Raw genomic sequence first — 11,655 nt, 5'->3', positions numbered from 1 at the left:
CACCCCTTCCCATCCCGAACAGGACCGTGAAACAACTTTGCGCCGATGATAGTGCTGCAACCAGTGTGAAAGTAGGTTATCGTCAGGCTTGTTATTCGCAGTAAGAGAAAAACCCGTCAAGCAATTGGCGGGTTTTTTTTCGTCTGGCGGTCTTGTCGCCATAAAAGCCCTGCTTTTATTCACCATCGCCAGGCAAAATCCTATATAATTCGCCTCCTCAGATCAGATGGTTTGCTGCCCCGTCGGGAGCAGGCTGTTGAAAAAGTTATGCCTGATGACCATAGCAAGTTGGTCCCACCCCTTCCCATCCCGAACAGGACCGTGAAACAACTTTGCGCCGATGATAGTGCTGCAACCAGTGTGAAAGTAGGTTATCGTCAGGCTTGTAATATAAAAAAACCCCGCTAGGTGCGGGGTTTTTTTTCGTCTGCTGCCTTCATCGGACTACACGCCCCAGATGATGCTCTCGCCTTCGGCCTTGGCCGAACGCAGCATTTCCATCAACGGGTAGGCGCGTTGCGACAGATGCACTTTTTGCGCGCGCGCATGTTCACCCGATTCCCCGTCTTCCAGCGTTTCCGGCGTATGCGCGTCGTGTTCGATATCGTTTTCCGGATGCCGTTTGCTTTCCGCCACTTCCTTTTCCAGCAAAGCCAGGGCTTCACCCGCTTCCGCTGCAGTGATGACGCCGCGTGTCGGGTTCTTGTGCAGGATGTCGAGAATACGCTGGGCATGTTCCTGGTACATCAGCACTTCAGGGGAGGATTTGGATTTGAATGAGATCAACATATGAACTTTCTGAAACTTGTTGTTGGTGTCGAAACAATATCACGACTTGAAAATTTACACAGGCCGTCCGATTGCCAACGTGCATGCGTGCAGGCTGGATGCTCTTATCTGTTGGACAGCGCACCCATTTACAAGAGCCCGCCGCACACGAAAGTCGCCGAAAGTCGCCATTTAAGCGGTCGTTAAGACTCAATCCAGTTTCACGGAATCGATGAAGGTATCGATGGTCTCCCGCGACAGCTTGCTTTCCTCTCCGAGGATGATGATCTGGGCGATGTGTTTATCCTGTGCCACGAAACGCCCCACCAGCAAGACGGGCTTGCCCTGCTGCGTTCCCGTCGCCTCGATGCTGAGGGTGCTGCGTTGGCGCGTACCGGCCGCGCTGCTGCTGGCCGCAGCGGCCGTTGTTTCACTACGCACCTTGCCATTGATATTTTTCAGTAGGGCAGTCTTCATGGCCGGCAGCGCCGCTTGGGCCTGTTCAGCGCTATCGAGGGTGGCATTGCCGATGGCGAAAGTGCTGCCGTCGACTTCACTGGCCGTCATGGTCAGGCTGACTTTCCTGCCATCGAGATCGATGTCGCGCGTCAGCACGGACGGTTTGCCTGGAAACAGGGCCGTGAACTGGGCATCGGGGCTGCGATAGTCGCGCCAGTCGAATTTCGGGCTGCAGGCGGACAGTACGCTGGCTGCCACCAGCATGCTCAAGAGGACGGCAAGTGATGTTTTTTTCATCAGGAGATGGTAGCAGCGCTGCCCGCCCTGCGCAATCGCGCACGCGTGAGGCGGCGCAGATGCATCTATATTTCTTGCAGCACGCGCCGGTATTGAATTGCTTCAGCAAGATGCGCTGGCGTGATGGCGGGGCTGCCAGCCAGGTCGGCGATGCTGCGGGCCACGCGCAGAATCCGGTGATACGTGCGTGCCGACCAGTGCATGCGCAGCATGGCACCGTGCAAGAGTCGCTCGCCTTGGGCTTCCAGTCGGCAATGCTGCTCGAGTTCCGTATTGTTCAGGCGCTGGTTTGCCTTGCCCTGACGCGCCAGCTGCAAGGCAAAGGCGGCCGCGACCCGCGCGGCGACATGCTCGCTGGCTTCGCCTGCGGCCGCTTGCCGGCCCAGCGCCGTGGGCGGCATGGCTGCCACCTCGATCTGCAAGTCGATACGGTCGAGCAAGGGACCGGAGAGGCGGCCGTGATAGCGCCGCACGGCATCCGGTGTACAGCGGCAGCGGCCCGACACGTGGCCCAGGTAGCCGCAGGGGCAAGGATTCATGGCGGCAATCAGCTGGAAACGGGCGGGAAACTCGGCTTGGCGAGCCGCCCGCGATATGCAGATGACGCCAGACTCCATCGGCTGGCGCAAGACATCGAGTACCTTGCGGTCGAATTCGGCGATTTCATCGAGAAAGAGCACGCCGCAGTGGGCCAGCGAAATTTCACCGGGCCGCGGCACATGGCCGCCACCCACCAGGGCCACGCCGGAGGCTGTCTGATGGGGCGCACGGTAGGGGCGCCGTTTCCAGTGTTCCACCTTGAAATGACCGCCCAGCGAATGCACGGCAGCCGATTCCAGGGCTTCTTCCTCGCTCATCGGTGGCAGCACGCCGGGAAAACGGCTGGCCAGCATGGTCTTGCCGGCGCCAGGCGGACCCACCATCAAGACGTTATGGCCGCCCGCCGCCGCGACTTCCAGTGCGCGCCGCGTCTGCTGTTGCCCCTGTACGTCGGCAAAGTCGGGATAAGTAAAGATGGACGATGGAAAGCTTGGCGGGTGCCGTTGCAGGGCGGTCTGGCCGGCGGGCGCGGCAAAATGCGCGCACACTTCGAGCAAGGTGTGTGCCGGGTAGATGCTGGCATCGCTGACCAGCGCCGCCTCGTCGGCGTTCGCCTGCGGCAGGATGAAGGCGCGCGGTGCGCCCGTCCTGCCGCGTTGCATGGCAAACGTCATGGCCAGCGCGCCGCGGATGGGCCGCAGCTGTCCCGACAGCGATAGTTCTCCCGCAAATTCATAGCGATGCAATTGGTCGCCTGCCAACTGGCCCGAGGCCGCCAGGATGCCCAGTGCGATCGGCAGGTCGAAACGGCCCGATTCCTTGGGCAGATCCGCCGGCGCCAGGTTGACGGTGATGCGCCGCGCCGGCATCTCGAAGCCGCAGTTTTGCAGCGCGGCACGGACACGGTCGCGCGATTCCTTCACTTCCGTATCCGGCAGGCCGACGATGGTAAACGAGGGCAAGCCGTTGGCAAGGTGCACTTCGACATTGACCTCGGGCGCCTCCATGCCGGCCAGCGCGCGGCTTTTCAGGACTGCCAGGCTCATGAGTATCCCCTGCACCGCGGGCGCGGGCAGCTTCAGTCTAGCCAGTGGATGCGCCCGGGCTTTGCGCCAGGCCAGCAAGGCCGCCGATAACCGCGCCTTGCCCGTCTAGCCTTACGCTTTAGGTTCGTTCAGGCGCGCTTCCAGCTCGATCAGGCGCAACTCCAGTGCATCGAGCTTGGCGCGCGTCTTGGCCAGCACTTGTGCCTGGATATCGAATTCTTCGCGCGTGACCAGGTCCAGGCGGGCAAAGCCCTGGGTCATCATCGATTTGACGTTCTTCTCGATATCCTTGGCGGGCGAGTTTTCGATGGCTTGGTGGATCTTGCCTTGCAAATCGTTAAAGAAGGTATTCATGTCCATGGTAAGTCCTTTTATGGTGCAGCCTGTGCATCGCACCATTGCGGTGCACAGCGGCGTTAATCTGGTGCGAATCTGGGCAGTTACAGCTCTCCAGCAGTTCCTTGCCGCATGTCCAGGGGCTTGCAGGGTATGTATGGACGGAAATGCACCTGTCAAGGTGGCAAGAGAGCTGGCACGTATTCTGCTAAAGAAGCTATGAACGCTTTGTGATCTCCAGACAAGATTTTAAACCTCAACCGCTTTAAAAGTTCAATAAAAGGGAATCGCCATGAAGAATCTGTCCAAGAACATGACTTTAGCTGCAGCGTTGACACTGGCCCTGGCCGCCTTGAGCGGTAGCGCCCTGGCCCAGGATACGGTGGCCGCGCCTGCTGCAGCCGAAGCGGTACCCGATAATGTGGTGAGCTATAACGTGGCGCTGACCAGTGACTACCGCTACCGTGGCCTGTCGCAAAGCCGCTTGAATCCAGCCATCAGCGGCGGTGCCGACTATACCCACAATCCCACCGGCCTGTATGTGGGGACGTGGCTGTCGAGCATTAAATGGATCAAGGATGGCGGCGGCGACACGAACCTGGAATGGGATGTCTACGGCGGCAAGCGGGGCGAATTCGCACCGGGGATCACTTACGATGTCGGCGGTTTGTACTACTTCTACCCCTCGAATGGCTTGAGCACGAATGCCAATACTTTCGAGCTGTACGGTCAGGTCGGTTTCGGCCCTGCCTACATCAAATATTCGCATTCGACGACCAATCTGTTCGGCGTGGCCGACAGCAAGAACAGCGGTTACATCGACGCCGGCCTGAATGTACCGCTGTACGACGACTACACGTTCAACCTGCACATTGGCCACCAGAGCGTGAAGCACAATGATTCACTCAGCTATTACGACTACAAATTGGGCGTGACCAAGGATTTCCCGGGCATCGCTACTGTGTCGCTGGCTGCCGTCCGCGCCGACATCACGTCGCTGGCGCCCAACGGCAAGAATCTGGCGAAGCTCGGCCTCGTATTGACTGTTTCCAAAACCTTTTAAGCGAGACTGCCATGAAAATGATTACTGCAATCATTAAACCGTTCAAACTGGACGAAGTGCGCGAAGCCCTGTCGGCTATCAATGTGCAAGGGATTACCGTCACCGAGGTCAAAGGTTTCGGTCGTCAGAAAGGCCACACGGAACTGTACCGTGGCGCCGAGTATGTCGTCGATTTCCTGCCAAAAACCAAAATTGAAGCGGCCGTCGATGATGCCATCGTCGACCAGGCCATCGAAGCGATCGAAGGCGCCGCGCGTACCGGTAAAATCGGCGATGGCAAGATTTTTGTGTACAACCTGGAACAAGTCATCCGCATCCGTACCGGTGAAACCGGCAACGAAGCGCTCTAAGGGGAATATTGATGCGTAAAAATATAACAAAATTGCTAGCTGGGTTTGCCTGTCTGTGCGCGTTGGGCGTTGCCGCCCCCAGTTTTGCCGATGCCCCGGCCAAGCCGGACGCCGCAGCGACGACGGCCGTTGCCACACCCGCCGTGACACCTGCGCCTGACGCCGCCGCACCGGCCGCCGCGCCTGCCGCAGCAACGCCAGCACCCGCAGCCGCTCCGGCGCCAGCGGCCGCGCCCGTCGCCAACAAGGGCGACACCAGTTTCATGATGATCTGCACCGTGCTGGTCATCCTGATGACGATCCCCGGCCTGGCCCTGTTCTACGGCGGCCTGGTACGTTCCAAGAACATGCTGTCGGTCCTGATGCAAGTGTTCATGGTGTTTTCCCTGGTGGTCGTGCTGTGGTGTATCTACGGCTACTCGGTGGCCTTCACGGAAAAAACCGCCTTCTTCGGTGGCTTTGACCGCCTGTTCCTGAATGGCATCTGGGATCCGGTGAAAGGCACGTTTGCCGCCGCCGCCACCTTCAGCAAGGGCGTCGTCATTCCCGAGTTCGTGTTTGTCGCCTTCCAGGGCACGTTTGCCGCGATTACCTGCTCGCTGATCGTTGGCGCCTTTGCCGAGCGCGCCAAGTTTTCCGCCGTGCTGGCCTTCATCGTGCTGTGGTTCACGTTTGCCTACCTGCCGGCGGCCCACATGGTCTGGTTCTGGACCGGTCCTGACGCCATCACCGACGCGGCAACGGCCACCAGCGAAGCCCTGAAAGCGGGCTGGATCTGGCAAAAAGGCGCGCTGGACTTCGCCGGCGGCACCGTGGTGCACATCAATGCCGCTATCGCCGGCCTGGTCGGCGCCATCATGATTGGCAAGCGCGTCGGCTACGGCCGTGAATCGATGGCACCGCATTCGCTGACGATGACCATGATCGGCGCTTCCCTGCTGTGGGTGGGCTGGTTCGGTTTCAATGCCGGTTCCTCGATGGAAGCGGGCGACGTTGCCGCCCTGGCGTTCGTCAACACCATGCTGGCCACGGCCGCCGCCACCCTGTCGTGGGTGTTTGGCGAATGGATTACCAAGGGCAAGCCTTCCATGCTGGGCGGTGCCTCCGGTGCCGTGGCCGGCCTGGTGGCGATCACCCCGGCAGCCGGTTTCGTCGGTCCGATGGGTGGCCTGGTCATCGGCTTGCTGGCCGGTATCGTCTGCCTGTGGGGCGTGAATGGCCTGAAACGCCTGATCGGCGCCGACGATTCGCTCGATGTGTTCGGCGTGCACGGCGTGGGCGGCATCCTGGGTGCCTTGCTGACGGGCGTGTTTGCCGCGCCACAACTGGGCGGCCAGGGCATCTTCGACTATGTCACCAACAAGATGTCGGCGGACCCGTACTCCATCGGCCATCAAGTGTGGGTCCAGGCGCAAGCGGTCGGCACCACCATCATCTGGTCGGCCGTGGTGTCCGTCATCGCCTATAAGCTGGTCGACATCGTCATCGGCCTGCGCGTACCGGAAGAAGAAGAGCGCGAAGGCCTGGATATCACCAGCCACGGCGAGCAGGCCTACCACGGCTAAGTGTTAATTTTATGGCATGGCGACGCCTCCGGCGCCCCATGCCAGCGTTGTTTTGCTTGAAAAGGCGCCTCATCGAGGTGCCTTTTTTTCGTTATGGGAATGGAAAAGGTCTTTAAAACAAGGCTTTTGCCCCGATTTGGGGTACTTACACGGTAATATAGTCAGCAGTTCTGTGTGCTTTTTTGAATACTGCACATAATTTAAGGATGTAACTATGGTTCCCCATCTCGTCACGGCCCTGACCGGACCGCTGCTCGACCTCGAAAAAAAGATTCTGGCCGCGACGCCGGCCATTGAGCGCTGGTTTCGCATGGAGTGGCAAGAGCACACGCCGCCCTTCTATTGCTCGGTAGACTTGCGCAATGCGGGCTACAAGCTGGCGCCCGTCGATACCAATCTGTTCCCTGGCGGCTTTCATAACCTGGCCACGGAAATGCTGCCCCTGTCCGTGCAGGCGGCCATGGCCGCCATCGACAAGTATTGTCCGGATGCCCGCAACCTGCTGATCGTGCCGGAACTGCACAACACCACGCCGCAGTATCTGCAGAACGTGGCGCGCCTGATGCAGATCTTCCGCCAGACGGGGCTGCACGTGCGCTTCGGCTCGTGGTCGCCCGAGATCACCCAGCCGACACCGTTGGCTTTGCCGGATGGCAACATGCTCGTCATCGAGCCCCTCGTGCGCCTGAACAATGGCCGCCGCCTGGGCTTGAAGGATTTCGATCCGTGCACGATCCTGCTGAATAACGACTTGTCGGACGGTATCCCCGACATCTTGCAAAACATCCACGAGCAAAGCCTGCTGCCGCCCTTGCACGCGGGCTGGGCCTTGCGCCGCAAGAGCAACCACTACACGGCCTACGATGAAGTGGTGAAGAAATTCGGCAAGATGATCGATGTCGATCCGTGGATGCTCAACCCCTTCCACGCCAAGTGCAGCGATGTCAATTTCCAGGAAGGTGAGGGCGAGGATGCGCTGGCCGCCAGCGTCGACGTGTTGCTGGCCAAGATACGCAAGAAATACAAGGAATACGGCATCAAGGAAAAGCCCTTCGTCATCGTCAAGCCCGATGCGGGCACGTATGGCACGGGCATCATGACGGTGCGCGACGCCAGCGAAGTGCGCGACCTGTCGCGCAAGCAGCGCGACAAGATGTCCATCGTCAAGGACGGCAAAGTGGTCACGGACGTGATCATCCAGGAAGGCGTGCCGACCTTTGAAAGCATCAAGGATGCCGTGGCCGAGCCCGTCGTCTACATGATCGACCGCTATGTAGTGGGCGGCTTCTACCGCGTGCACGCGGAACGGGGCGTGGACCAGAACCTGAACGCGCCCGGCTCGCAGTACGTGCCGCTGGCATTTGCCCAGCAGCATGCCGTGCCTGACTTGAAGGCCAAGCCGGGCACTGCCGCGCCGAACCGCTTCTATGTGTACGGCGTGGTGGCGCGCCTGGCCTTGCTGGCCGCGTCGCTGGAAATGGAGCGCACGGACCCGAATCCCGAGGTGTATTGAGCCATCAACGAGGCTGGCCGGGCGTGGTGGAAACCCCGCCTGGCGATCTCGGCTAGAATCAGGCATTCCCCAGGCACCCCGATTGGACCGACTCATGAAAATTGCATTCCTCGCCGACCCGCTGGCAGGCTTCAAGACTTACAAAGATTCCACCTTCGCCATGATGCGCGAGGCGGCCAAACGCGGCCATGCCGTGTACGCCTTCGAGCAGAAGGACATGGCATTGGAAGAAGGCATCGTCACGGCGCAGGTCAAGCACATCGAGCTGACGGGCGACGAACACGACTGGTACAAGGTCGTCTCCACGGAAGAAGTGCGCCTGTCGACCCTGGACGCCATCATCGAGCGCAAGGACCCGCCATTCGACATGGAGTACGTGTACGGCACGTATCTGCTGGAGCTGGCGGAAAAGCAGGGCGCCTGCGTCTTCAACAAGCCGTCCGCCATCCGCGACAATAATGAAAAGCTGGCCATCGCGCAGTTTTCCGAATTCACGTCGCCGACCCTGGTGACGTCGAACGAAGCGCGCCTGCGCGCCTTCCACGCCAAGCACCAGGACGTCATCTTCAAGCCGCTCGACGGCATGGGCGGCACGGGCATCTTCCGCGTCAAGGCCGATGGCCTGAACCTGGGCGCCATCATCGAGACACTGACGGAGAACGGCGCGCAAACCATCATGGCGCAGCGGTTTATCGCCGACATCGTCAAGGGCGACAAGCGCATCCTCGTCATCGGCGGCAAGCCGGTGCCGTTTTCGCTGGCGCGCATCCCGCAGGCGGGCGAAGTACGGGGCAACCTGGCCGCCGGCGGCACGGGCGTGGCGCAACCCTTGACGGCGCGCGACCTGGAAATCGCTGAAAAGCTGGGTCCGATCCTCGCCGCGCGCGGCCTGATGCTGGTAGGATTGGACGTGATCGGCGACTACCTGACGGAAGTCAACGTCACCAGCCCGACTTGCTTCCAAGAAATCATGCAGCAGACCGGTTTTGACGTGGCCGCCATGTTTATCGACGCCGTCGAGCATGGCGTTGCGCAGACGCAGCAGCGTTAAGCGGCGATCAGCAACCATCACAAGGTGAAATGCATATGGTAGGGATTTTGCTCATGACACACGCACCGCTGGGGCAGGCCTTCATCGCCGCCTGCGCGCATGTGTTTCGCGGGCCAACGGAACGGTTTGAAGCCATTGATGTCGTCGCCGACCAGGACCTGGCCGAAGTGCAAAAGCTCGCATCGGAAGCCATCTGCCGCCTCGACGACGGTTCCGGCGTGCTGGTCATCACGGACGTGAAGGGCGGGACGCCGTCGAACTGCTGCAACAAGCTGGCCGATGCGGGACGCGTGGAAGTCATCGCCGGCATCAGCCTGCCGATGCTGCTGCGCGCCATCACGTACCGCCGCGATTCGCTCGACGTGGTGGTGGAGATGGCGCTGGCCGGCGCGCAGAGCGGCGCCGTGCGCGTGGATAACCGCATTCGCGTGGGAGAGTAGGATAGTGCAGGGCCGCCGCCCGGGAGGCGGCGGGTGTTAATAGGCCAAGATTGTCATCAGCGCAGTGCATTCAGGGATAAAGACTATATAAAAATGATTCAAAAAGAACTCGAAATCATCAACAAGCTGGGACTGCACGCACGCGCTTCCGCCAAATTTACCCAGTTGGCCGCCAAGTTCAAGAGCGACGTCTGGCTGACCCGCAACGCGCGCCGCATCAATGCCAAGTCCATCATGGGCGTCATGATGCTGGCCGCCGGCAAGGGCGCGAAAGTGACCCTGGAAGCAGACGGCGATGATGAGCAGGCATGCGTCGATGCGCTCACCGCCCTGATTAATGACAGGTTTGGCGAAGGCGAGTAATGCCCGCCGAACGCAGCCGCAGCCGCATTCCGACAGGTCAACCCATGGCATCCTTCACGCTCCACGGCATCCCGGTTTCCCGCGGCATCGCCATTGGCCGCGCGCATCTGCTGGCGCCGGCCGCCCTTGACGTCAAACATTACCTGGTCGCCCAGGAACAGATCGAAGCGGAAGTCCAGCGCCTGCAAAGCGCCATCGCCACCGTTCACAAGGAACTGCAAACCCTGTGGAACGAGCTGCCCAAGGATGCGCCCACGGAGCTGGGCGCCTTCATCGACGTGCACGCGCTGATCCTGTCCGACCCGATGATTTCCGAAGCGCCGCTCGACATCATCCGCAAGCGCCACTACAACGCCGAATGGGCGCTGCTCACGCAGATCGATGAATTGTCGGCCCAGTTCGACGAAATCGAAGACCCGTATTTACGCGAGCGCAAGGCCGACATCCAGCAGGTGGCCGAACGCGTGCTGAAAGTCCTGCTGGGCACGGAGCAGCTGCTGCCCAAGGCCGCCGCCGAAGACGAACTGATGGCGCAGATGATTGTCGTCGCGCACGACATCTCGCCGGCCGACATGCTGCAGTTCCGCGACCGCTCCTTCATCGGCTTCATCACCGACGTCGGCGGGCAGAACTCGCACACGGCCATCGTCGCGCGCAGCCTGGACATCCCCGCCGCCGTCGGCATGTCGCAGGCCTCGATGCTGATCGACCAGGATGACTGGCTGATCATCGATGGCGACGCGGGCGTGGTCATCGCCAACCCCAGCGCCCTGGTGCTGGAACAGTACCGCGAGCGCCAGACGGCCATGCAGCGCGCCCGCAAAAAGCTGGGCAAGCTGAAAAAGACGCCGGCCGTCACCAAGTGCGGCACGCCCATCACCTTGCTGGCGAATATCGAACTGCCCGAGGATTGCCCGTTCGCCCTGGAATCGGGCGCCAGCGGCGTGGGCCTTTTCCGCTCCGAATTCCTGTTCATGGGCCGTGCGCACAAGATTCCCACTGAGGACGAGCAGTTCGAGGCCTACCGCAACACGGTGCAATCGATGAAGGGCAGGGTGGTGACGATCCGCACCTTGGACATCGGCGCCGACAAGCCGCTCGACCAGTCCGACCATACGGCTCTCAATCCCGCCCTGGGCTTGCGCGCCATCCGCTACTGCCTGGCCGAACCGCAATTGTTCCTGACGCAGTTGCGCGCCATCCTGCGCGCTTCCGCCTTTGGCAAGGTGCGCATCCTGATTCCCATGCTGGCGCATGCGTTCGAGATCGACCAGTCGCTGGCCATGATCGCGCAAGCCAAGGCCAGCCTGCGCGAGGAGGGCGTCAAGTTCGACGACGAGGTCGAAGTGGGCGCCATGATCGAAATCCCGGCCGCGGCGCTGGCGCTGCCCATGTTCGTCAAGCGCATGGATTTCCTCTCCATCGGCACGAACGACTTGATCCAGTACACCCTGGCCATCGACCGCGTCGATTATGAAGTGGCGCATTTGTACAATCCGCTGCATCCGGCCGTGCTGCAATTGATTTCCATGACGATCGCGGCCGGCCACAAGGCGGGCATCGACGTGGCCGTCTGCGGCGAGATGGCGGGCGACGTGAAGCTCACGCGCCTGCTGCTGGGCATGGGCTTGCGCGAGTTTTCCATGCATCCGGCGCAACTGTTGGCGGTCAAGCAAGAGATCCTCAACAGCGACCTGGGGCTGATCGCGCCACAAATGCGCAAAATTATGCGCTCCATGGAGCCAAATGTGATCGCGGAAGCTGTCCAGCAACTGCAGCTCATGTAAACTGTCACCTTATCGGCATCAGGACACCCCGCGCGCGGCAAGAGGTGTCCTGATGCTAAAGTTGCAGCACCTATCAT

General features: G+C 60.7%; 12 protein-coding genes and 2 rRNA genes. 10 read left to right on the top strand and 4 right to left on the bottom strand.

Annotation, left to right across the window (positions count from 1 at the left end; translation table 11 throughout):
• Positions 1-88: ribosomal RNA gene (rrf, locus tag ACZ92H_RS27515) — 5S ribosomal RNA — on the top strand; the annotation flags it as partial.
• Between the two features lie 182 nt (positions 89-270).
• Positions 271-383, top strand: a 5S ribosomal RNA gene (gene rrf, locus ACZ92H_RS27510).
• Positions 384-444: 61 nt separating this feature from the next.
• On the opposite strand, the gene ACZ92H_RS27505 is transcribed toward rrf (ACZ92H_RS27510), so the two are convergent.
• The 4 genes from ACZ92H_RS27505 to ACZ92H_RS27490 all read right to left on the bottom strand — a co-directional run bounded on the left by ACZ92H_RS27505 (position 445) and on the right by ACZ92H_RS27490 (position 3,470).
• On the bottom strand, positions 445-789 hold the full coding sequence (locus ACZ92H_RS27505; protein ID WP_131376762.1) for a DUF1840 domain-containing protein: 345 nt from the start codon (positions 787-789) through the stop codon (positions 445-447).
• A gap of 189 nt (positions 790-978) precedes the next feature.
• A complete protein-coding gene (locus ACZ92H_RS27500) occupies positions 979-1,524 on the bottom strand; it encodes a hypothetical protein (RefSeq protein WP_465051742.1) in 546 nt (181 codons plus the stop codon).
• Between the two features lie 65 nt (positions 1,525-1,589).
• Positions 1,590-3,110, bottom strand: coding sequence for a YifB family Mg chelatase-like AAA ATPase (locus ACZ92H_RS27495; protein WP_465051741.1), 1,521 nt, complete (start codon positions 3,108-3,110; stop codon positions 1,590-1,592).
• 111 nt (positions 3,111-3,221) lie between these two features.
• The gene (locus ACZ92H_RS27490; RefSeq protein WP_131376753.1) at positions 3,222-3,470 is read right to left on the bottom strand and encodes an accessory factor UbiK family protein; all 249 of its coding nucleotides are present in this window, start codon (positions 3,468-3,470) and stop codon (positions 3,222-3,224) included.
• 268 nt (positions 3,471-3,738) lie between these two features.
• Here ACZ92H_RS27490 and ACZ92H_RS27485 point away from each other — a divergent pair, with 268 nt between their 5' ends.
• The 8 genes from ACZ92H_RS27485 (at position 3,739) to ptsP (ending at position 11,578) form a co-directional block, all read left to right on the top strand.
• Positions 3,739-4,509 (top strand): TorF family putative porin, encoded by a 771-nt coding sequence (locus ACZ92H_RS27485; protein WP_131376750.1) that lies wholly within the window; start codon positions 3,739-3,741, stop codon positions 4,507-4,509.
• A gap of 11 nt (positions 4,510-4,520) precedes the next feature.
• Complete coding sequence (locus ACZ92H_RS27480; protein ID WP_010393464.1) at positions 4,521-4,859, top strand: P-II family nitrogen regulator; 339 nt, start codon at positions 4,521-4,523, stop codon at positions 4,857-4,859.
• A gap of 11 nt (positions 4,860-4,870) precedes the next feature.
• The gene (locus ACZ92H_RS27475; protein ID WP_131376747.1) at positions 4,871-6,424 is read left to right on the top strand and encodes an ammonium transporter; all 1,554 of its coding nucleotides are present in this window, start codon (positions 4,871-4,873) and stop codon (positions 6,422-6,424) included.
• A 214-nt stretch (positions 6,425-6,638) separates the two neighbouring features.
• Positions 6,639-7,937 carry a glutamate--cysteine ligase gene (gshA, locus tag ACZ92H_RS27470; protein WP_092803594.1) on the top strand — a complete coding sequence of 433 codons (1,299 nt, stop codon included), beginning with the start codon at positions 6,639-6,641 and terminating at the stop codon, positions 7,935-7,937.
• 94 nt (positions 7,938-8,031) lie between these two features.
• On the top strand, positions 8,032-8,988 hold the full coding sequence (gene gshB / locus ACZ92H_RS27465) for a glutathione synthase (protein WP_131376744.1): 957 nt from the start codon (positions 8,032-8,034) through the stop codon (positions 8,986-8,988).
• A gap of 35 nt (positions 8,989-9,023) precedes the next feature.
• A complete protein-coding gene (locus tag ACZ92H_RS27460) occupies positions 9,024-9,428 on the top strand; it encodes a PTS sugar transporter subunit IIA (RefSeq protein ID WP_131376741.1) in 405 nt (134 codons plus the stop codon).
• Positions 9,429-9,521: 93 nt separating this feature from the next.
• Positions 9,522-9,791, top strand: a complete 270-nt coding sequence (locus tag ACZ92H_RS27455) for an HPr family phosphocarrier protein (RefSeq protein ID WP_092803603.1) — start codon at positions 9,522-9,524, stop codon at positions 9,789-9,791.
• A gap of 44 nt (positions 9,792-9,835) precedes the next feature.
• Positions 9,836-11,578 (top strand): phosphoenolpyruvate--protein phosphotransferase, encoded by a 1,743-nt coding sequence (gene ptsP, locus ACZ92H_RS27450; protein WP_131376738.1) that lies wholly within the window; start codon positions 9,836-9,838, stop codon positions 11,576-11,578.
• Positions 11,579-11,655: the final 77 nt, after the last annotated feature.

Source organism: Janthinobacterium foliorum (genome assembly GCF_978021625.1).
The sequence above is the reverse complement of the archived record's forward strand: the minus strand, read 5'-3'. Positions and strand labels throughout refer to the sequence as shown.

Bases quoted from the DNA above. Each gene is read 5' to 3' on its own strand.
- ACZ92H_RS27505 (WP_131376762.1), bottom strand. From the start codon at position 789: ATGTTGATCTCATTCAAATCCAAATCCTCCCCTGAAGTGCTGATGTAC.
- ACZ92H_RS27500 (WP_465051742.1), bottom strand. From the start codon at position 1,524: ATGAAAAAAACATCACTTGCCGTCCTCTTGAGCATGCTGGTGGCAGCC.
- ACZ92H_RS27495 (WP_465051741.1), bottom strand. From the start codon at position 3,110: ATGAGCCTGGCAGTCCTGAAAAGCCGCGCGCTGGCCGGCATGGAGGCG.
- ACZ92H_RS27490 (WP_131376753.1), bottom strand. From the start codon at position 3,470: ATGGACATGAATACCTTCTTTAACGATTTGCAAGGCAAGATCCACCAA.
- ACZ92H_RS27485 (WP_131376750.1), top strand. From the start codon at position 3,739: ATGAAGAATCTGTCCAAGAACATGACTTTAGCTGCAGCGTTGACACTG.
- ACZ92H_RS27480 (WP_010393464.1), top strand. From the start codon at position 4,521: ATGAAAATGATTACTGCAATCATTAAACCGTTCAAACTGGACGAAGTG.
- ACZ92H_RS27475 (WP_131376747.1), top strand. From the start codon at position 4,871: ATGCGTAAAAATATAACAAAATTGCTAGCTGGGTTTGCCTGTCTGTGC.
- gshA (WP_092803594.1), top strand. From the start codon at position 6,639: ATGGTTCCCCATCTCGTCACGGCCCTGACCGGACCGCTGCTCGACCTC.
- gshB (WP_131376744.1), top strand. From the start codon at position 8,032: ATGAAAATTGCATTCCTCGCCGACCCGCTGGCAGGCTTCAAGACTTAC.
- ACZ92H_RS27460 (WP_131376741.1), top strand. From the start codon at position 9,024: ATGGTAGGGATTTTGCTCATGACACACGCACCGCTGGGGCAGGCCTTC.
- ACZ92H_RS27455 (WP_092803603.1), top strand. From the start codon at position 9,522: ATGATTCAAAAAGAACTCGAAATCATCAACAAGCTGGGACTGCACGCA.
- ptsP (WP_131376738.1), top strand. From the start codon at position 9,836: ATGGCATCCTTCACGCTCCACGGCATCCCGGTTTCCCGCGGCATCGCC.